Source organism: Dyadobacter luticola (assembly GCF_005860805.1).
Classification (GTDB): Bacteria; Bacteroidota; Bacteroidia; order Cytophagales; family Spirosomataceae; genus Dyadobacter; species Dyadobacter luticola.
This window is the reverse complement of sequence record NZ_VCEJ01000005.1, coordinates 658,987-681,644: the sequence shown is the minus strand read 5'-3', so window position 1 is coordinate 681,644 and position 22,658 is coordinate 658,987. Positions and strand designations below refer to the sequence as shown.

General features: G+C 47.4%; 14 protein-coding genes. 11 read left to right on the top strand and 3 right to left on the bottom strand.

Annotated elements, in window-relative coordinates:
• Positions 1-63: 63 nt before the first annotated feature.
• Positions 64-1,386: a M16 family metallopeptidase gene (locus FEN17_RS21965; RefSeq protein ID WP_138367530.1), complete on the top strand. Its 1,323-nt coding sequence runs from the start codon at positions 64-66 to the stop codon at positions 1,384-1,386.
• 32 nt (positions 1,387-1,418) lie between these two features.
• A complete protein-coding gene (locus tag FEN17_RS21960) occupies positions 1,419-2,795 on the top strand; it encodes a M16 family metallopeptidase (RefSeq protein WP_138367529.1) in 1,377 nt (458 codons plus the stop codon).
• Positions 2,796-2,858: 63 nt separating this feature from the next.
• Here the strand turns inward: FEN17_RS21960 and FEN17_RS21955 are convergent, their stop codons facing one another.
• Together FEN17_RS21955 and FEN17_RS21950 are read right to left on the bottom strand one after the other, a co-directional pair.
• On the bottom strand, positions 2,859-4,499 hold the full coding sequence (locus FEN17_RS21955; RefSeq protein ID WP_138367528.1) for a RagB/SusD family nutrient uptake outer membrane protein: 1,641 nt from the start codon (positions 4,497-4,499) through the stop codon (positions 2,859-2,861).
• Between the two features lie 36 nt (positions 4,500-4,535).
• Entirely contained in the window at positions 4,536-7,703 is a 3,168-nt protein-coding gene (locus FEN17_RS21950; protein WP_138367527.1) for a SusC/RagA family TonB-linked outer membrane protein, read from the bottom strand.
• 681 nt (positions 7,704-8,384) lie between these two features.
• Between FEN17_RS21950 and FEN17_RS21945 the strand changes: the two genes are divergently transcribed.
• The 8 genes from FEN17_RS21945 to FEN17_RS21910 all read left to right on the top strand — a co-directional run bounded on the left by FEN17_RS21945 (position 8,385) and on the right by FEN17_RS21910 (position 17,636).
• Complete coding sequence (locus FEN17_RS21945; protein ID WP_138367526.1) at positions 8,385-9,236, top strand: sugar phosphate isomerase/epimerase family protein; 852 nt, start codon at positions 8,385-8,387, stop codon at positions 9,234-9,236.
• 155 nt (positions 9,237-9,391) lie between these two features.
• A complete protein-coding gene (locus tag FEN17_RS21940; protein ID WP_138367525.1) occupies positions 9,392-10,348 on the top strand; it encodes an isopenicillin N synthase family dioxygenase in 957 nt (318 codons plus the stop codon).
• A gap of 58 nt (positions 10,349-10,406) precedes the next feature.
• Entirely contained in the window at positions 10,407-11,549 is a 1,143-nt protein-coding gene (gene chrA / locus FEN17_RS21935) for a chromate efflux transporter (RefSeq protein WP_138367905.1), read from the top strand.
• A 232-nt stretch (positions 11,550-11,781) separates the two neighbouring features.
• On the top strand, positions 11,782-12,204 hold the full coding sequence (locus FEN17_RS21930) for a helix-turn-helix domain-containing protein (RefSeq protein WP_138367524.1): 423 nt from the start codon (positions 11,782-11,784) through the stop codon (positions 12,202-12,204).
• Between the two features lie 290 nt (positions 12,205-12,494).
• Complete coding sequence (locus FEN17_RS21925) at positions 12,495-15,455, top strand: serine hydrolase domain-containing protein (protein ID WP_138367523.1); 2,961 nt, start codon at positions 12,495-12,497, stop codon at positions 15,453-15,455.
• Between the two features lie 60 nt (positions 15,456-15,515).
• On the top strand, positions 15,516-15,842 hold the full coding sequence (locus FEN17_RS21920; RefSeq protein ID WP_138367522.1) for a DciA family protein: 327 nt from the start codon (positions 15,516-15,518) through the stop codon (positions 15,840-15,842).
• Positions 15,843-15,897: 55 nt separating this feature from the next.
• Positions 15,898-16,827 carry a S66 peptidase family protein gene (locus tag FEN17_RS21915; RefSeq protein ID WP_138367521.1) on the top strand — a complete coding sequence of 310 codons (930 nt, stop codon included), beginning with the start codon at positions 15,898-15,900 and terminating at the stop codon, positions 16,825-16,827.
• A gap of 8 nt (positions 16,828-16,835) precedes the next feature.
• The gene (locus FEN17_RS21910; RefSeq protein ID WP_138367520.1) at positions 16,836-17,636 is read left to right on the top strand and encodes an SDR family oxidoreductase; all 801 of its coding nucleotides are present in this window, start codon (positions 16,836-16,838) and stop codon (positions 17,634-17,636) included.
• A 1-nt stretch (position 17,637) separates the two neighbouring features.
• Here the strand turns inward: FEN17_RS21910 and FEN17_RS21905 are convergent, their stop codons facing one another.
• Positions 17,638-18,951, bottom strand: a complete 1,314-nt coding sequence (locus FEN17_RS21905) for an amidohydrolase (protein ID WP_138367519.1) — start codon at positions 18,949-18,951, stop codon at positions 17,638-17,640.
• A 436-nt stretch (positions 18,952-19,387) separates the two neighbouring features.
• Between FEN17_RS21905 and FEN17_RS21900 the strand changes: the two genes are divergently transcribed.
• A complete protein-coding gene (locus FEN17_RS21900; RefSeq protein WP_229208942.1) occupies positions 19,388-22,651 on the top strand; it encodes a SusC/RagA family TonB-linked outer membrane protein in 3,264 nt (1,087 codons plus the stop codon).
• The last annotated feature ends 7 nt before the right edge of the window (positions 22,652-22,658 follow it).

The window sequence follows — 22,658 nt, the reverse complement described above, 5'->3', positions numbered from 1 at the left end:
AGAAAGCCAAAAGTAAGCGTTGAATTTTTCCTTATCATTACAAAACTGTAAACAACGATATTAATGAAGCTAAAAAAACTTCTGCTGATTGCCGCCGTCGCCGCTGGCCTGGGAAGTGCCTCCGCACAAACCAAGCCGGAGGATGTGAAGACATTTACACTTCAAAACGGGATGAAATTCCTGGTGCTGGAAGACCACTCGATCCCGAATGCCAATATGTACATTTTCTGGAAAGTGGGCTCGCGGAACGAAGTACACGGCATTACCGGGCTCTCGCATTTTTTCGAGCACATGATGTTCAACGGTTCCAAACAGTACGGCCCGAAGCAATTCGACCGCGTGATGGAAGCAAATGGCGGCTCTAATAATGCGTATACCACTGAGAATGTGACGGTTTATACCGACTGGTTCCAGAAAGATGCGCTGGAAACCATCTTCAAACTCGAAGCCGACCGGATTGCCAATCTTTCGATTGACCCGAAAATGGTGGAGAGCGAGCGTGGCGTGGTACTCTCGGAGCGCAGTACCGGGCTGGAAAACAGCAACTACCGGCTCATCGGCGAGCAGGTGCAATCGGTTGCTTTTCAGGAGCATCCTTATATGTTGCCGGTGATCGGTTTTGAATCCGACATTAAAAGCTGGACGCAGCAGGACCTTGAAAATTATTTTAAAACCTATTACTCGCCGAATAACGCCACGACAGTGATCGTGGGCGATGTAACATTGGATCAGGTAAAAAAACTGGCGGAAAAATACATTGCGCCGATCCCGGCAAGAGGGTTACCTCCGAAAATCCGCACGGTGGAGCCGCCGCAAAATGGTGAGCGCCGGGTGAATGCTTATAAAGACATTTCGACGCCGAATGTGATGATGGCCTACCACGTGCCGGAAACCAAAAATGAAGATTTCTACGCCATCGACCTGCTGAGCAGCCTCCTGACTTCGGGTAATTCCTCGCGGCTCACCAAGGCGCTGGTGATGGACTCAACCCTGGCAACCAGCATTTCCAGCTCCACGGACGAAAGTTTCGACCCTAGCCTGTTTACCATTTATGCAATCGCCGGAAGCAATGTTTCAGCACCGGACCTGGAAAAAGCGATTGACCGTCAGATTGAAATGGTGATCAAAAATGGCGTGACGGATACCGAGCTGCAAAAAGTGAAGAACCAGAAGCTGATGGATTTTTATCATACGCTGGAAACCATCAACGGAAAAGCGCGCAACCTGGGCACTTACGACGTGTTTTTTGGGGATTATAAAAGAATGTTCGAAGCGCCCGAGCTTTATAAAAACGTGACCAACGAAGATATTAAGCGTGTGGCCGCTAAATACCTCAGCGAGCGTAACCGTACCGTGGGTTATCTGCTGCCCGAAAAATCTAAATAATGCTTCAAATTCATTCAAAATCAACATTCAAGATGAAAAATATATTTATTGCGCTTCTGGCACTGCTATCAGTTTCGGCCGTCGCCCAGAGCACATTTAAAGTACCTAAATACGAAAAATTCCAGCTGAAAAACGGGCTGACCATTTACCTGATGGAGCAGCACGAGGTGCCGCTGATCAATGTTTCGGCGGTGTTCGATGCCGGGTCGATCAATGACGGCGACCGTGCAGGTATGTCGATGGTCACTTCCGACGCCCTGCTTTTTGGTACCGAGAAATACACCAAGCCGCAAATCGAGGAAGCGATTGATTTTGTAGGCGCCCGGCTTCAACCTTTTACGGCCAAAGATATGGCTGGCATCACCGCTTCTTTTGCGGTGAAAGACCAGGAGAAGCTGCTCGACATTATCCAGCAGGTACTCGTGCACCCGGTTTTTGACAAAACAGAATTTGACAAATACCGGCAGCGGACGGTGGTGGAGCTGGCGCAGCAGAAAGAAAGCCCGCGCGCGGTGATCGGCCACTACTACAACGCATTTCTTTTCGGCAACTTCCCCTACGCAATCCCTGGCGACGGCACGAAACCGACCGTAGAAAAAATGACCTCCGACGATGCTATGGCATTTTACAAAAGCAATTATACTACCGGAAAAGGCGCGATTGCGGTAGTAGGTGATTTCAAAACTGCGGACATGAAAAAGAAAATGACCGACCTTTTCGGAGGCTGGAAAACCGCCGGTGCCCGCATGGTGAAAAGAGTCGCCCCGAACCTGGAATTTGAAAAAAGCCGCGTGCTGCTCGTCGACAAGCCGGATGCCCGCGAAACCACATTCCTGATCGGTGGAAAAGGTATCGACTATAATTCAGCAGATTATGTGCCGGTGATGGTAGTGAATACGATTTTGGGCGGCCGGTTTACTTCCTGGCTCAACGATGCGCTGCGCGTCAACTCTGGACTTACTTACGGCGCAAACAGCCGGTTTACGCGCATGAAATACGCCGGAACATTCGCAATCAGCACATTTACCAAAAACTCGACCACAGTTCCGGCCGTGGATATGGCGCTGAATGTGCTCGACAGTTTGCACAAAACCGGCTTGAATGATGAAATCCTGAGCTCGGCCAAAGCCTATGTAAAAGCCAGCTTCCCACCTACTTACGAGTCGGCTGGTGCACTTGCGCGGCTGCTCACCGATATGTATGTGTATAATTTTGACGAAAGTTTTATTAATACGTTCCAGTCCAAAGTAGATGGTCTGACCACCGAACAATCCAAAAAGATCATCGCAGATTATTTTCCAAAAGACAAGCTGCAATTTGTCATGATCGGCAAAGCCAGCGAGATCCGCGACCAGGTGAAAAAGTACGGCGACCTGACGGAGAAGCAGATCAAGGCCGACGGTTATTGATATAAAAAACCCGGGCGGAATGTTCTGCCCGGGTTGTCAAACTATCACGTATTCGGGGTACTGTTATAATCCTTTGGGGTTTTGTACCGCTACACTGCCGTCGCCCGCTTTGTTGTAAGCCAGCTCATTGGCAGGCACATCCCAGTAATCCAAGAAGTTGTAGTTGATCGTCGCTTTAGTGTTCACCGCGCCTGCTTTACTCACTACTACCGCATTTGTCCTGCCACCGCCCGCAGAAACATCATTGATTACGCCCCAGCGACGTGCGTCATAAAATGCCAGTCCTCTGAAAGGTAGCACTACCCTTCTCTCGCTGCGAATTTCCTCTTTCGCCGAGGCCAATGTCAGCCCGGTACCTGCCACAGCCGGAAGCCCAGCGCCTTGGAGCTTGCGTACCGCGTCGATGATTTTCAGGCCGCCTTCGATATCACCGGAATTAATCATCGCTTCCGCCATCGTCAGCTGGTTTTCCTCGTAGGTCGTCGCCATGTAAAATTCGTATTCACCCACACTCTTATTACCAAGTACCACCACGCCTGGTAAACCTTTTCCACCGTCGATCATACCGTAGCGGGTGTTGAAAATATTGCCACGGTCATTGTTACCGATCCAGGGGTTGGTTTCGATCGCGAAATTGTTTTCCAATCTTTTATCCCCCTTTTTGAAATCCTGCACGAGGCGCTCGCTGATCTTGAAGCTGGTTACCTTCGTAATTCCGGTCGAAAGCGCAGACGGCGTGTTGCCGGTGGCCCCGATAAAATCACTGGTTTCGTTGGAGCGTGCCGTGAAAACCTTGTCCGTGGCAGTCACACCATCTTTGGTCAGCGCGATGATCGATGCCCACTGTGCCGCCGACATATCTTTTACAGGTGTGTTGACCAAGATATTCCTGGCTTTCATGGAGTTGATGTTACGTTTCCACATATCCGGTGTCAGCACGCCGCCTTTCCCCACCTGAAAAAAGCTTGGAATGATCTTGCCGATCACCGTCGAATAGTCCGCCACGCTGGTTACCGCGCTCAATGCCGCCGCAGCTTTGTCATAATTTGCATTCGATTCGGCTATGATCGCTTCTTTGCTTACGAATTTATCATTGGTACCCGTCGGCTCATCATTGATGATCCCGGCATAGTAAATCGACCCGATGCGACCATATGCATAGCCTTTCCACCAGTAAGCCCAGGCCCGGAGCGCATTTTTCTTACTTTCCGCGTCGCCGGTAAATGTGGTTTTATCGATCAACGCCAGCACATTGTTTGCGCCGGAATTCAGACTGTACATATAAGCCCACTCGTAATAAAGCGGGTTATCGCTGGCATTTGCATTGATATTCACCTGACGGATCATTTCAATCTGCGACTTGGGCGAGTTGGGGTTGATCACTTTGGAGCCGTCGTCCATGATCACATAATTTGCCACGCCGATCTCGTTCAAACGCTGGTTTGCAGCCTCGACGCCCACATTATCCCCCATGATTTCATGATAGGAAAACGGATCGCCCCAGAAGGTGCCGTAGAAACCACCGTATTTGACCGTGTAAAATCCATTGACATAAATAGCTCCCTGCGCCAGGTTAAGCAAACCCGATTCGGTGTCCGCGCTGCCGGTAGTCGGCTGGTTAGGGTTTTTCACGTCCAGCTGGTCTTTGCACGAAAGCATCAGCCCCAGCAACATCAGCATCGGTATAAACTTTATCTTTTTCATATTTTGATCTTTTTGAGAATGCAATGATTTTGACTGTCAGAAACCAATGTTAAGCGTAGCCTGGTAAGAGCGATAGTTCGGCATACTGCTGTGGTCCGTTCCGCGGTCCCAAGCCGAATTCATGGCACCCGATACAATCTCAGGATCCAGTCCGGTGTATTTGGTGAAGGTGAAGAGGTTCCTGCCCGACAGTACCAGCTGCAATTTTCTGAAACCAGGGATGTGAACCAGTTTGGCAATATCAAGACCCAGCGCAATGTTTCTCAGACGCAAGAAAGACGCATCCTCATAGAAATAATCCTTCGTACCGTTCCGCGTTACCGCCGCATACACTCCACGATAAAATGCCGTCCACGCACCAGTCTGTCCGTCAATGGTCAGTGGTTTGGAATAATCGGCATGGATACCGTCGCGGTACATCCATTCTTTGGTCTGGTTGTACAAGTGGCTGCCCTGGATCCAGTCGAGCTGGAAGCTGAATGTCAGGTAGTTTTTAAATGTGATATCATTGATAAAGGACATGTTGAACTTGGGATTCGGATCTCCGAAGCTGTATTTGTCCGGCGTCACATAAGGAAATTTCGTCGCCTTGTTCACAACATATCCGTTGCTCGCCAATGTGTATTCCCCTTTTTCCGACTCGTTCAGGAAAGGCGTACCGTCCGGTTTTTTTGCATCCAGGCTATGAATCATTCTGTGCCCGTAAAGCTGTCCGATTTTTTCATCTTTACGCAAAACATAGTTGGTACTTCCCGCATTGGAAATGATTACAATTTCCTGATCGCCCACAACCGAGTTGATCTTGGAAGTTTGCTTCGTAAAATTGGTGGTCATATTCCAGGTCAACCCTTTACTCTGGAACATGGTCGCATTCAAAGAAGCCTGCAAACCGTGCGAGCCCAGCGAAAATGCGTTGGTTTTCAATGTTCCGGAACCAGTGCTCGGAGCCACGTCGATACTCCATATCGCATTGTCGGTAGTCCGTTTCCAGTATGTTCCGGATAATCGGATATCATTCAGCCAATTTCCGCTTGGCATGACATTGAATGTAACATCAGTTCCCAGTTCAAGCTCTTTGGACACCTCTACGCCCAGTTCCGGGTTGTTCTGGTTTGGGTCAAAGTAAAATGCATTACTTGATCCCAACACTTTGGTACTCAATGTTACATAGCGGTCAAAGGGTTTTGGCTGGATACCTGCTTCTCCATAAGCCGCGCGTAACTTGAACTCGGGAACCCGATCGGCCAGCGCCCCGCCTTTCCAGAAATCAAAAGATGACATTCTCAGATAAACATCTCCCCGCGGGAATGTAAATGGCTTTGAACCACCACCAAATGCAGACGAATAGTCGCTCCGGAACCCGCCCGCCAGTCCAAACAACTCACCATACTCGATTTTCTGGTTGACCAGGTAGCCGTAGGTGATAAAAGGCTCGGTGTAGTCCTGGGTAACTTTGAAAGAAGTTCCCTGGGTGCTCGTAAAAGGCGTGTACGAAGGTAACCCAGCCGCCGACGCTCCGTATAATTTCTGATTTTGGTTACGATAGTCAAATGAAATCTGGGTGGAAGTCGTAATCGGCACATTCCAGTGAAAATCGTCCTGGAAATTGGTATAAATAAATGCGGTACCCAGAAAATTCTGGAATATTTTGGAGTAAGTATAATGATCGATACCCCCTGTATTATCCGGGCTGATTGCCGAGCCGACCCAGGTGGATGCAGCCACCGAGTTCGCATTTTCAGACTGGTTCTGGGCGGTGAAAATGAAGTCCTCGCGGTTGTAGTTCAGTCCGTACTTGGCATCCAGTTCCAGGAACTTGTTCACCTTATAGTTCAGGTTGAAATTCTGGATGATATCTACCTTTTTATCGTCGGCGTCAGAATAATACTGGGCATAAATCGGGTTACTTCCGTTCACACCCGCCGCGTCACCCAGCTTGTTAATCGGACTTCCATCGGGCAGTTTGAAGTCATAATCCACAAAAGCCCGGCTGTTGAAAATGGAATAAATGTTGCTGCCGTTCACCGTGTTTTTGGTGTACACGAGCTGGGTCGTGCTGCGCAGCCTCAATCCTTTCGCCAACTGAACGCCCAGGTTGGTAACCAGGTTGCTCCGGTCATTATAACCATTGTTCAGGAAGTTGGACTTCTGGTGATTGTTGGACGCAGAAGCGCTGAAATCGAATTTTTCACTACCTCCTGAAAGAGAAATACTGTTATTAAAGGTATTGGCCGGAACGAAAAACTCTTTAAAGTGATCGTGGTAAGCCAGGTTGGCATTATAAGGCTTATCGGTCTTATTCTGCGGGTCGGTGCTGTTCCAGATGACATTCTCGGTATATAAGCCGGTAGCGGGATCGATGGAAATCGGATTGCCTGAGGAGCCTATAATGTTATTGTTTGCATCCGTATCATAGCCGTGAAATTTGGATTTCGCCACACCGCCCACATTCAGATAGGTATTATTGGTAACCGAGCTGGAAAGGTCAATGGTCAGCACACCATTTTTTCCTCTTTTGGTAAAAAGCTGGATTACGCCGTTTGCGCCCTGCGCACCGTAAATTGAGGCAGACGCAGCACCCTGCACGACCTCTATCCGCTCGATCGAATTCAGATCGATGGCGCTCAGATCGGTGGAGGCTACCTGGATTCCATCGATCAGGATCATGGGCGACGTCCCGCGGTTGACCGAGTTAATCCCCCTAAGAAGGATATTCACCGACGAACCGGGCGTACCGTTTCCGCTCGTAATCTGCGCCCCAGGGATTTTTCCGACCAGCGCCTGATCCACCGAGGCCGAAGGCGTGTTGGGAAGGTTTTTTGCCGAAATCGTCTCCACCGAGATCCCCAGCTTGGCCTTACTCGTTGCCACCCCGGAACCGGTTACTACCACTTCGCTCAATATCCGCGCGTCTGAAACCAGCTTCACATCAATCTCGGTAAGGTTACTAAAAGTAATTTCCTGGGAGATCATGCCCACAAAGCTAAAAATCAGCTTGCCCTGGTCGGGTACGGCAATCTTGTACTTGCCGTCGGTGTCGGTAATGACACCATTGTTGGTACCGGCTACCACGACATTTACGCCGGGGATTGGAGAGCCATCGTCTGCGGCTGTGACTGTACCTGTTACACTTTTTTCCTGCGCCCATAGCAATGACGAGCAGCAACACACCAGCATGGTGCCCAGCAGTAAAATTTTCCTCATTTGTAGTACTTGTTAGGTTTGGTATCGAGATTTGTCTCTGAACAAATATATCTATTATGCATTTCGATACAAATCACTAAACTTTTACAAAATGAGTTACATATTAATTGTAGCTATTAAATTATTACAGAATTATATTTGTTATTAATATATAATATAAAAATAAAATACTGAATGTAAAACACCGGTAACGATACCATAAAGCCGTCATTCTGCGACAGATATGTATCCGTAATTCATTTTTAAAAATTATTATGAAATCAATTTTCGAAAATTCTTGATAATATTCTATCATTCCATTTTATAATGAATAGGGTAGACTCTAAAATTCCGGCCGGGCGAAAGAAAATGATATATAAGTAACTTACGAATAGCTTATTATCAACACATTAAATAGCAGTAAAATCTATTAGATTAAGATTAAACACTTCTGTTTTATAAAGTTTTTGCGCAAGAATTCAGAGTAAATTGGAGTGTATCGACAGAAGAATAGACATCATGGCTCCTGCAAAAAGGCTAAATATTCATAAACGGAATGTATAAACGTCATGAAGGGCATGGACTGCAAACCTACATTTGGTTCGGTAGAACATATACGTCGCCGATTCTAGTTGGAGTAGGTTTTGACCGCCCAAATGCTTTTTCCGAAAACTTCTATCCAATTTTTAACAAACTCGAACAATGAAGAAAGTAATGAAGCTGGCGTATCTGGCTCTTGGAGTTTTGATGTCCGTCCAGGTTTTTTCGCAGAAGCTTGTTTATACCAACCCCATCGGTTTGCAGGCGTATACCTTCCGCGGCAGTTGGGACAAAGGCATTGAGGCTACGCTGGATACCATCAAATCGCTGGGTGTAACTGAAATGGAAGGCGGCCCGATTAAAGGAATGGCTACCGAAGAACTCCGGAAGCAACTAGATAAACGCGGCATCAAAATGGTTTCCATCGGTGCAGACTATAAACTGATCAGCGAAAGCACAGCCCAAACGATCAAGGATTGCAAAACGCTGGGCGCCACTTTCGTCATGGTTCCCTGGATTCCTCACAAAGGCGCATTTGATCTGGCAACTGCTAAACAGGCGGTGGCGGATTTCAATAAAGTAGGTAAAGAGCTCAAAGCTGCGGGCATCACCTTCACTTACCACAACCACGGCTACGAGTTCGAGCCTTACGAAGACGGCACTTTGTTTGATTATATTGTCAAAAACACCAATCCTGAGTATGTATCATTCGAAATGGACATTCTCTGGACGGCATTTCCAGGACAAGATCCAGCAAAACTTTTGCTCAAATATCCAGGCCGATTCAAGCTGATGCACTTAAAGGATTTGAAAAAAGGTGTGGCAGGTAACCTCTCCGGCGGCACGCCTACCACCAACGACGTAGCCCTTGGCACAGGCTCTATTGACATTCCGGCTATTTTGAAAGCTGCAAAGAAAGTGGGTGTTAAACATTATTTCATCGAAGACGAAAGCCCGTCCTATCTGAAACAAATCCCGGTAACGGTCGCTTACATCAAAAGCATCAAGGAATAAAAAAAAGTAACCCCTGACAACACCTGACCATATCTGACAATGTGTGACTTTTTAATGTCAGGCGTTGTCAGATACAGTCAGGTGTTGTTTTGTTTTTAAAACGTACTTTTTGCCAAGTCGGCCGATAGTTTTATACTTTGCAAAAAAAACGCATCATGGAACCAGCATTGCTAGATCAGGTCCCTTCGCTCGACCTGGCCGATTTTACCTCCGGCACTGCCGAACAGAAAGAAAAGTTTGTCGCCGATCTTGGAGCTGCATTTACCAATATCGGTTTTGTCGCCATTAAAAACCACGGGCTCAGCGACGAGTTGCGCGGACAACTTTACGAAACCGTCCGCCAGTTTTTTTCTCAGCCGGATGAAATCAAAAAGCAATACGAATTCCCAAATCTTTTCGGACAGCGGGGCTATATCAGCAAGGGTAAGGAAACGGCTAAGGGTTTTAAAGTGGCGGACCTCAAAGAGTTTTACCACGTCGGCCAGCCCGAGCCTGTGGGCAGCATGCCTTCCAATGTTTTTCCCAAAGAAGTGCCTGATTTTGAGAAGTATACATTAGAAGTGTACCGGACTTTTGAGAATGCTGGAAAAACATTGCTCCGCGCTATCGCGATTTATCTGAATCTTGAAGAAGATTATTTCGATGATAAAGTTAAAAACGGCGATAGTCTGCTTCGTGCACTCCATTATTTCCCTATCCCAAATCCAGAACTGGTGCCCGAGGGCGCAGTAAGAGCAGCTGCTCACGGCGACATTAATCTCATCACATTATTGATGGGTGCCAGCGCCGAGGGCCTCGAAGTACTCCGCCGCGACGGCCAGTGGATCGCAATCACCGCATTACCCGACCAGATCGTCGTGAATGTAGGCGACATGCTCGACCGGCTGACAAACCATAAATTGAAATCTACCATTCACCGGGTTGTGAACCCGCCGCGGGAGAAAATGGGCACTTCGCGTTATTCCATACCGTTTTTTATGCACCCCCGCGCGGATATGGATTTGACCTGCCTTGAAAGCTGCGTCACTTTGGAATATCCAAAATTGTACACCGATATGACGGCCGGGGAGTTTCTGGATGAACGTCTGAGAGAACTGGGATTGAAAAAATAACTGGTAAAAGTCCTTGGCTTATCCACCCATTCGCCGGTTTCGCTACATCATTTACCTGATGGATATCCTCTTGCTGTCGCTGACGGCTTTTGGCGGTCCGCAGGTACATTTAATGATGATGATCGAGCGGCTGGTGCGGAAAAGAAGATACATTACCGAAGAAGAACTCCTTGAATTACAGGCATTATGCCAGGTTTTGCCAGGCCCAAGTTCTACGCAAACCGTTACTGCGATCGGCCTGAAAATCGGCGGGCAGCCCCTCGCATACCTCAGCCTGATCGTCTGGTCGATCCCGGCGATGCTGCTGATGACATTGGCGGCGATCGGGATACATTATCTTGAAAGACATTCCATTTCGCTTTCATTTACCCGGTTTGTCGGCCCGATGGCTGTTGCATTTTTAATGTACGGCGCCTCGGCCATCGCCCGGAAAGTGATCCACAACACCCAGGGCTGGACATTCCTGATCATTTCGACCATCCTCGCCTATCTGTATCCATCGCCTTATATGACGCCGGTACTGATCATTTCCGGCGGTATGGCAGCGGCGCTGAATTTTAAGAAGCATGAAAAAATGGAAAAAGGGCCGATCAAAATTCTCTGGCGGCCGCTGATTTTCTGGATCTCGGTGCTGGTGGCGGCGGCGGTAATTGGAAAAATCACCAACTCGCTGCCTGTGAGGCTTTTTGAGAACTTTTACCGAAATGGCAGTTTGGTTTTCGGCGGAGGGCAGGTTTTGATCCCGATCCTTTATAATGAGTTTGTAGAATTTAAACATTACCTCACCGACCAGGAATTTCTGGCAGGCATGGCGCTGACGCAGGTGGTACCGGGGCCGGTTTTTTCCATCGCCACATTTGTCGGAAGTGTTTCGCTGCAATCACACGGCTGGTTCGGGCAGTTTGTCGGAGGTTTTGTCGCCACCGCCGGGATTTTCCTGCCCGGCACATTTTTCATCTTTTTCGCCTACCCGATCTGGGGCCAGCTCAAAAAATACCGCGGCATCCGCGCCTCGCTCGAAGGAATCCACGCCGCCAGCTGCGGCCTCACCATCGCCGCCGCCATCTCCCTCTTCCAACCGATGATGACCGACTGGCAGCCGCTACTGACGGTCATCGCCACGCTGCTGGTACTGACTTTTACGAAGGTACCTTCTTATGTAGTGATTGTTGCGGGGCTGGTTTTGGGGCTGGTTTTTTGACGAATGCAGCATTTTTTGCCTAACTTGTATGCCTCATGAACATCTGTTTCTAACAACCTCTTTGTCACCCTGAGCGCAGTCGAAGGGCTGATGCGGCAGCCAAAAAATGGTTTGATCGACATTTTGAGCACCTTCCCTTCGACTGCGCTCAGGGTGACAAAGTCAGTAGTTTTCTCGTGGCGTTTTTTCCCTAACTTGTCTTTTTTATTAAACCTACAAAACTCAATACCAAATGACACATACTACAAATCCGAAAATCCACGAAGGCCGAAATCTTAAACGCTTCCGCGAAATGTTGGGGATAAAACAGGATGCATTCGCGTTTCAGCTCGGCGACGACTGGAACCAGCAGAAGGTTTCACTTCTTGAACAAAAAGAGAAGATTGATGCCAACATTTTGAATCAGGTAGCCGCGGTCCTAAAAATACCAGCGGAGGCTATTCAGCACTTTGAAGAAGAAAAAGCTATTAACATTATCACCAATACCTTTAATAATCACGACCAGTCAAATGGAGTGAATATTTACCCGACATTCCACCAGCCTATTGACAAGATCATTCAATATCACGAGGAAAAGATCGCGTTGTATGAGAGAATGTTGAAAGAGAAGGATGAAATGATGGCGATGTTGAAGGAGTTGATTGAGAAAAATTAAGGCCGATGCTTTTAACCTGTCACCCTGAGCGGACCGGGCCGCCGGGCGGTCGAAGGGACATGCACAGAGCTACATTCATGCACAATTCTTCGACCGCCGGGTAGCCCCTACGATCAATATATGCCAAACGGTTGACCAAACTACTTTTTGGCTGCCGCGTCTCCCTTCGACCGCCCGGCGGCCCGGTCCGCTCAGGGTGACAAAGGGGAAGTTCGACAGCTTTTCTACAACACGAATAAGCATTAAACTCAAAAGTAAAATCCAAACCCAGCATACATTAAACTTTCCTAATGAAAATCTTTGCCCCGTCATTCCTTCTTTTACTTCTAACAAGTTCCCTTTCAGTTGCCCAAGTCAGCGCCCCGCCTTCTTTCCTGCACAAAAACCAGCAGTGGGTTGATTCCGTTTTTGCAACATTAACACCCGATGAGCGGATTGCGCAGCTGATCATGATCCCGGCGGTTTCGGATGTGAAAAGGGCTTTGATTGATCAAAAAGCGAGTAATCCGACGATGGTTGAGAAGCTGATACGGGAGAATAAGATTGGCGGGATTGTGTTTTTTCAGGGCGGGCCGGTGCCTCAGGCGCGGCTGACGAATTTTTACCAGTCGATTTCGAAAGTGCCTTTGCTGGTGGCGATGGATGCGGAGTTTGGGCTGGCGATGCGGATTGATAGTACGGTGAGATATCCTTACCAAATGACCCTCGGCGCGATCCAGGGCAATAATGATCTGATTTATGAAATGGGCGGGCAGCTTGCCAAACAGGCCAAGAGGCTGGGTATGCACATTAATTTCGCTCCGGTGGCTGATGTTAACAACAACCCGAATAACCCGGTGATCAGCTTCCGCTCTTTTGGCGAAAATAAATATATGGTGGCTGACAAAGCGGTCGCCTACATGAAGGGAATGCAGGATAACGGCCTGCTTACCAGCGCCAAACATTTTCCTGGCCACGGCGATACGGGCGTCGATTCACATTATGACCTGCCGCTGATCTCACATTCCGTCCAAAGACTGGATTCACTGGAAATGTATCCCTTTAAAGCATTGATTGCCAATGGTATCAGCGGGATTATGATCGCACATTTGAGCATTCCGGCGCTTGATAATACACCCAATTTGCCATCGACATTATCGAAACCAATTGTGACCGACGTTTTGCGGGACAAGCTCGGTTTCGACGGGCTGATTTATTCTGACGCCATGAATATGAAAGGTGTTACGAAATATTTCCCGGACGGAAAAGCCGATGCGATGGGCCTGGAAGCGGGTATGGATGTGCTGGAATTTACCGAGGACGTGAATAAATCCATCGCGGAAATCAAGAAGAGCATTGCGGAAGGCAAGATCACGCAGGCAGAGATTGATGCGCGCTGCAAAAAAGTGCTGGCGGCCAAAGCTTGGGCTGGGTTGAATCATTACAAGCCGGTCGATATGAATCATTTATATGAAGATCTGAACCTAAAATCCGCCGAACTTATCAATCGTCTTTTGACAGAAAAAGCATTGACCGTTTTAAAAAATGACAATAACCTGCTGCCGCTCCGCGCGCTGGACGCTTTGAAAATCGCGTCTGTTTCGATCGGCGTAGATACCATTTCTACCTTCCAGAAAACGCTTGAACTTTATACGACTGTCAAGCATTTTCAAGTCCCGACAAAACCGACGGACGCGCAGGTGGCCGATCTGAAAGCGCAACTGAAAGACTATAACCTGGTTTTGGTGGGTGTGCATTTGGGCAGCATTTCGCCGCGGACCAATTATGGGTTGACGGATCAGATGAATGCGGTTTTGCAGGATCTGATCGCGACGAATAAGGCGGTTGTTTCGGTTTTTGGAAATCCTTATGCATTGAATAAAATCCAGAAACCGGAGAATGCGAAGGCGCTGATCATGTCTTACCAGCTGACGAATTATACACAGGATTTGTCGGCGCAGCTCATTTTTGGCGCGATCCCGGCGCAGGGAAAATTGCCAGTGACAGTGAATGCGCAGTTTCCCTACAATGCTGGTATTGAAACACCTTCACTCGGCCGCCTGAAATACACGATCCCGGAAGAAGTTGGTCTTGATTCAAAGATCATTACCTACAAAATCGACTCCATCGCCAACGTTGCGATCACTCAAAAAGCGACGCCCGGTTGCGTGGTACAGCTGGCGAAGGATGGAAAGGTTTTTTTCAAAAAGGCTTATGGTAAACACACCTATGAAGGCCCCGAGAAGGTGCAACTGACAGATTTGTATGACCTGGCTTCGGTTACCAAAATCACCGCTTCCACATTAGCATTAATGAGTCTTTGGGACCAGAAGAAATTTGATCTGGATGCGACGATGAAGGATTACCTGCCCGATTTTGCAAAATCCAACAAGGCGGATTTGCAGTGGAGAAGGGTTTTGACGCATAGTGCACGACTGAAAGCATTTATAGTACTGTGGAAGGAAGCCCAAAATCCGGACGGCAGCTGGAAAAAGAAAACTTTCAGCACCAAACAATCGAAGCGATATCCAACTTCCGTTGTGGGCGACAGTTTGTTTATTTATAAAGATTACCCGGAGACTATTTTTAAATCCATCCGCGATTCTCCTTTAAATGAAAAAGAAGGATATGTGTACAGCGATTTGTCATTTATTCTTTATCCGCAGATAGTAAAAAGTTTGTCGGGTGAAAATTTTGAGGATTATCTCAAAAATCATTATTACCACAAGCTGGGAGCTAATACCTTGACATTCAATCCCAAAAGATTTTATAAACTGGAAGACATTGTGCCGACTGAGAGGGATACGTTTTTCAGAATGACACAGTTACACGGACAAGTTCATGATGAAGCTGCGGCAATGCTGGGCGGATTGAGCGGACATGCCGGGCTTTTCGGTACTGCGAATGATGTGATGAAAGTTTGGCAAATGTATTTGCAGCAGGGTTATTACGGCGGCGAGCAGGTTTTGAGCAAAGATGCGCTGATTGAATTTACCCGCTACCAATATCCGGAAATGGGCAGTCGCCGCGGGATTGGTTTTGATAAGCCAACATTTAAATATTCAGGCAATGCGCCGAGGTATGCGAGTCCTTCGAGTTTCGGGCATACGGGGTATACGGGCATCATGACCTGGGCTGATCCTGCGTGGAAGCTTAATTATGTTTTCTTATCAAACCGGGTGTATCCGACGCGGGAAAATAATAAGATATCGACCCTCAATATACGCACGTCGATCATGGATGTGGTGTACCAGGAATTGCTGAAAAAGTAATCACGCGGTCGGAAGTTGCGGGGTTTAAAGGCTATATTTGTTGTACTCACCCTATGAAATATGGCACAACATTATCGGTTTGACAAGGAAAAAGCATCCCGCCGGCCGGGCGTAACTCCGCTGAAAGATGCTATCGATCAGATGCTTGACAAATACCGCCTGCGCAATCGGTTTGACCAATCGTATGTAGTGGCACATTGGGACAAGATCATGGGTGCGGCGATTGCAACCCGCACCAAAAAGGTGTTTATCAAAGACAACACCCTTTTCCTGCAGATCGAATCGGCCCCACTACGCAACGAATTATTCCGGGCCAAATCCAAAATCATCGAACTCATCAACCGCGAAATGAATAGCGAACTGGTGAATGATGTCGTTTTTATTTGAAGACTGCATCATTCAGTGCAACTTTCCAACAATATATGACCACACCTGACTATAAATGACAAAAATACTCCTCCCCCCCTTCCTGAAACCAGGAGATAAAATCGGCATTGTCGCTCCGGCTAGCGTAATTAAACATGAAGATGTAATTCCAGGCATTGAACTCTTCAAGAACGTGTGGGGGCTGGAAGTCGTGGAAGGTGCTACATTGAAAAGCTCCTTTCATCAGTTTGCGGCAACCGATGAGGCGCGGCTGGCTGATTTACAGGCGATGCTGGATGATCCTTCAATCAATGCGGTGATTGCGGCGCGGGGCGGTTATGGATGTTCGCGGATTGTAGACCAACTCAATTTTGACAAGTTTCTTGAATCTCCTAAATGGGTGATTGGTTTTAGTGATCTGACTGTTATCCTTTGTCAAATATATAAGCTCGGCTACGCCAGCCTGCATGCGCCGATGGCGAAATCGATTACGACGGGCGGATCTGAGGATGCGGCCGAGTCACTCAGACAAATGCTTTTTGGGGAATCGCCGGTGTATTCTTTTGCGAATCATCCGCTGAACCGGGCCGGGGAAGTTGCTGCTGAGTTAGTGGGTGGAAATCTTTGTCTGCTGGCGCATTTGATCGGTTCTGAGACGGAAATTGATACCGATGGAAAAATCCTTTTTATTGAAGATATCAATGAATACCTGTACAATCTGGACCGAATGATGATCCAGCTGAAAAGGGCGGGCAAACTGTCAAATTTGGCTGGTCTGATCGTCGGGCAGTTTACGGATATGAAGGATAATAAGCATCCGACATTTGGCAAGGATTCCAATGAAATCATCCTTGAACATATTGAGGAATACAACTATCCGGTATGTTTCGATTTTCCCGTCGGGCACGTCAGCGACAACCGCGCGATGGGCATTGGCTTGACGGCTTCTTTAAATATCGGCGCTGAAATAGTCGAATTCAGCTTCCTGAGCGCAGTACCTGCCTAAGTTTTATTATGGAAAATTTCAAGGACAAAGTGGTTTGGATCACCGGCGCATCGTCGGGGATTGGCGAAGCATTGGCGATGGCATTTGCCAGAGAAGGCGCGAAGCTGGTTTTGACTGCACGCAGGGAAGAAGAACTTAAAAGGGTGAAAAACCAGACTGGCCTGCCCGAGCAAGATGTTTTGATCTTGCCGCTGGATGTTACTAAGCTCGAACTAGCCGAGGGAGCCGCGCAGCAAGTAATCGCACATTTTCAGCGCATTGATATTATGGTGCATAATGCCGGCGTGAGCCAGCGGTCGTACATCCGGGATACGAGCATGGAGGTGTACCAGCAGCTGATGACTATTGATTTTTTCAGTACCGTGGCACTAACCAAGGCGGTACTGCCTTATATGACGCAGCAGAAAAGCGGGCATTTTATCATTATGAGCAGCGTCGCCGGAAAAATTGGTACGATTATGCGCTCGGGATATAATGCGGCCAAACATGCGCTGCATGGCTTTTACGATTCGCTGCGAGCTGAGGGTTATCAGGACAACATTAAAGTAACGACGATCTGCGCGGGTTATATCCGTACTAATATTTCTGTCAATGCATTGAATGAGGCTGGTGGAAAATTTGGCAAAATGGATGAAAACCAGGCAAATGGTATCCCCGCCGAAGAATGTGCCCGCCGGATCCTGGAAGCAGTCAGGAAAGACAAGAAGGAAATCTACATCGCGGGTTTTAAAGAAGCTGCCGCAATATATCTTAAAAGATTCTTCCCCAACCTGCTTTTCGATCAGGTGAGGAAGAACATTCCGAAATAAGCTACTTCGCTTTCGTTTTATTTTTCTCCATATAATCGGTCGTGAGGCGGCTCAATGACCGCACGCCTAGCACCAGGCTGCTTTCGTCCAGATAAAAATCCGGCGTATGGTGGGGAGCGGCGTCGGCCACATTCTTTCCTTTGGGCATGCCGCCGAGGAAGAAAAACAATCCCGGGACTTTTTGCTGGAAATAAGAAAAATCTTCTGCGCCGGTTTTGGCATTGATCAACATCACATTTTCCTTTCGCGCCACATTTTGTAAAGTTCCGATCATACTTTCGGTTAAAGGCACATTGTTGACTGTCACGGGATAAAGGATTTCAATGTTCACTTTCGCCGACGCGCCTGCACTTTCGGCTACGTTGGTGGCGATATCATTAATTCGCTTGTGCACGAATGTGTGCATACTTTCATCGAAAGTGCGGATCGTACCAATCATTTTCACAGATTCCGGAATAATATTCTGTCTGATCCCACCATTGATGACACCTATCGTCACCACTGCGGGGGCCTGGGTCAGGTTCAAGTTGCGGCTGACGATGGTTTGAAGCGAATTAATAATCTGCGCCGAAGTCACAATCGGATCGATGCCTGACCAGGGGTAGGCACCGTGTGTTTGTTTGCCTTTTACGTCAATGGTCAGAATATCCACGGCAGCCATCGTCGGCCCGGGCTTGTAACCAATTTTTCCTACTTCGATCTGGGAATCAATGTGCAAGCCGAAAATCGCATCGACTTTGGGATTTTCCAGCACATGCTCTTTGATCATCAATGCCGCGCCTCCTTCTTCGCCGGTCGGGGCGCCTTCTTCGGCGGGCTGGAAAATAAACTTTACGGTACCCGCCAGATCCGCTTTCATGGAGGACAAAACTTCCGCGACGCCCATCAAAATTGAGATGTGCGTGTCGTGACCGCAGGCGTGCATGACGCCGGTTTTTTGTCCGTTAAATTCTGTTACGACCGTCGATTTAAATGGTACATCCACCCGCTCGGTCACCGGTAAAGCGTCCATATCTGCCCGTAATGCCACCACAAGGCCTGGTTTGCCGCCTTTCAGTAAACCGACGACACCGGTATGCCCCACGCCAGTCTGTACTTCGATGCCGAGCTGCTTCAAGTGGCTGGCGATCTTTTCGGCCGTTTTAAACTCCCGGTTGCCCAGCTCCGGGTTCTGGTGAAAATCACGTCGCCACGTGACCAGCTGCTTTTCCAGCGACTGTGCTTTCTGGTCAATTTTCGTGGAGAGGGCGGTTTGTGCGTAGCCCGTGGTGCACCCGGCCAGCATTCCGGCTAAAAGTATTTGTTTCAGTCGCATCCCATTTATTAGTTAAGTAAATATTAAAATAATACAATTTACAGATTTTCGTCGACTGTAAGCGGATTAGAACTAGTTTGTCAGATTTTAATCCGGATTTAATTTAGATTCTTTCTGAATAATCCAAACGTATAGCGAAGTCGTTACGAAGCTCAGGTAATTATTAAACTTAAAATGAGTTACGGATAATGCTACGAAAAAGCTAATAAAAGCATCAGAACGTTAGCAATCGTATAATCAGATAAAGAATTTATGAAATTTATAACATTTATAAAAATCGCAAAAAAGCCCCTAGTTCAGATATAAAATTTTTCGAAAATGCCTGTGTAGCCAAACTATATTTTGAAATTTCGTAATAGAAACGTTGTAATGGTTAAACTAATAATTAATTTTGCAACATTGTGTTAACATAACAAACCTAATTAATTGATCACGTATGAGGAAGACTCTATTATCCTTACTGGGATGTATGCTGCTTTTGACTGCACAGCTGTATGCCCAGGATCGCGCGGTGACAGGTAAAGTCACAGCTGATGACGGCTCGACATTGCCGGGCGTTAACATTTCTTTGAAAGGTACTACTCGCGGTACTACAACAGATGCGCAGGGCCAGTACACCATCAACGCTGAACCAAGCGCAACTTTGGTTTTCAGCTTTATCGGTTTCCAGACTCAGGAAGCGCCGGTAGGAAGCCAGACTACCATTAACATCTCCCTTAAAAATGACATTAGCCAGCTGCAGGAAGTGGTTGTGACGGCGCTTGGTCAGGAGAAAAAAAGAAACGAGCTGGTTTACGCCGCTCAGCAAGTAAGCTCTCAGTTGCTTACCCAGGGCCGTAACACCAACATGATGAACGCGCTGGCTGGTAAAGTGGCAGGTTTGGATATCAAAACCAGTAACACAATGGGTGGTTCTACAAGTACCATCATCCGCGGTTACAAATCCATCACCGGTAACAACCAGGCGCTTTATGTAATTGACGGTATCCCGGTTTCTAATGCGAACACCAATACCACAACGCAGCAGACAGGTGGAACAGGAACGGATTATGGTAATGCTGCTTCGGATATCAACCCAGACAACATTCAGTCTATCAACGTATTGAAAGGCGCTGCGGCAACTGCACTTTACGGTTCACGTGCTGCAAACGGGGTGATTTTGATCACAACCAAACAAGGACGTAAAAACAGCTTCGACGTAACGGTTAACTCAGGTGTTACCTGGGGTAAAATCGACAAGTCAACTTACGTAAAATACCAGAAAGAATACGGTGCTGGCTACGGCGGTGCTGCTGACTTCTATGACGGTGACCTTGGATCTGGCCCGGGAAAAATCGCTTCTTTTGACTCAGATGCGTCTTTCGGTCCTAAATTTGATCCTTCCCTGAATGTTTACCAGTGGAATGCGATCGATCCTTCTTCGCCTTCTTACCAAAAGATGACCCCATGGGTTGCTGCTGCAAACGGTCCTGACAAATTCTACGAAACAGGCGTTACTTCTAACCAAAGCATCAACATTACAGGTGGTGGCGAGAACAGCACATTCAAAATCGGTTATACAAGAAATGATGAGAAAGGTGTGCTTCCAAACAGTAAATTGGGCAAAAACCTTTTCAACTTCTCTGCTTCTTACGATTTGTCTAAAAAACTGTCGGTTACTGCAAACGTTAACTACTCTCAAGTAAAAGGTCTTGGCCGTTACGGAACAGGTTATTCAGGTAAAAACCCTAACCAGGCTTTCCGTCAGTGGTTCCAGACTAACGTAGACGTGCTTGAACTGAAAGATGCGTATTTCCGCAACGGACAGGATGTTACCTGGAACTGGGCTAACCACTCCGGACCTGGCGCCGTATTCGGAACCAACTATCCGATCTACGCTGACAACCCTTACTGGTCACGTTACAAAAACTACTCAAACGACAGCCGTGACAACTTCTTCGGTTATGCGCAGGGTGTTTATAAAATCGCCTCATGGGTTGACTTGACTGCACGTTTCGGATACAACGGAACGAATGACATGCAGGAAGAAAGAATCGCGGTACTGAGCCAGGCTCCTGGTAACTATACCCGTTTCAACCGCAGCTTCAACGAAACGAACCTTGACGTAATCGCGAATTTCAGAAAGGATATCACCAGAGACATTCACTTTGCAGGTTTATTGGGTGGAAGCATGAGAAGATCAAAAATGACTTCTATCCGCGCTACTACCAACGGTGGTCTTGTGGTTGCTGACCTTTATTCTTTGGAAAACTCTAAAAACCCGCTTGAACCACCAACCGAAGAACTTCAGCGCATTGGTGTTGACGGTTTGTACGGACAGGCTTCATTTGGCTACAAAGAATTGGCTAACCTTGAATTAACTGCACGTCAAGACAAATCGACTACATTGCCTTCGGCGAACAATACTTACTTCTACCCATCTATCGGTGCGAACTTTGTATTCTCTGAGCTCCAATCTTTGAAAACCAACTGGCTGAGCACAGGTAAGATCAGCGCGAACTACGCGGAAGTAGGTAACGATGCACCATTTGGCGCAACAAGAGATATTTATGACAAACCAACTGCAATCGGTTCTATCCCATACTTCTCTCTGCCAAACACGAAAAACAACGCAAATCTTAAATCTGAAAGAACTAAAAACCTGGAATTAACCCTGCAAATGGGCTTCCTTCAGGAGCGTGTAGGATTTGACTTCACTTACTACAAATCCAGAACACTTGATCAGATCATCCCGGTAAACGTAACTGCTGCAACAGGTTATACAGCTGCTTATGTTAACTCAGGAGAGGTTCAGAATAAAGGTATCGAGATCTCTGCTTTCGTGACACCAATCAGAACAAGTGATTTCGAATGGAGAATCAACGCCAACTTTGCACGCAACCGCAACCAGGTTGTAGCACTTTACGGTGATGTTCAGAACGTACAGATCGCATCTCTGCAAGGTGGTGTAACATTGAACGCAGCATTTACAAAAGATGCAAGCGGCAAAGTACACGGTCTGCCTTACGGGATCATCCGCGGAACGAACTTCGTATACAACGACAATGGACAGAAAATTGTAAAAGCAAACGGTATGTACCAGGCTTCTGCAAGCTCTGCTGAGATCATCGGTAACCCTAACCCGGACTGGATCGGTGGTTTGAACAACACATTGCGTTACAAAACATTGTCATTGAGCTTCCTGATCGACGTGCGTCACGGCGGAGATGTTTGGTCACTGGATCAGTGGTATGGAGAAGGTACTGGTATGTACCCGATCACTGCCGGCCTGAACGACAAAGGTATTCCTAAGAGAGACCCGGTATCTGCTGGTGGTGGTGTATTGTTCCCAGGTGTACAAGCTGACGGAACGCCAAACACAGTATATGCTGCAAACGTTGATGGTGGTGGTGCAACTGCTTACGGTTACCCAGCCAACCCGCCAAGAGCAATGTACATCTACGATGCGAGCTACGTGAAACTGAGAGAAGTTGCGTTGACTTACTCCCTGCCACAGTCGATCGTTTCTAAACTGAGAGCATTCAAAGGAATCGATCTTTCACTGATCGGACGTAACCTTTGGATTATTCACAAAAACATGGATTACCAGGATCCGGAAGACAACTTGGGATCAGGCTTATTGGCCGGAGCAGGTGGTTACCAGACCGGTGCTTACCCAGCGGTGAAAAATTATGGTTTCAATGTTAAATTCCGTTTCTAAAAAATAA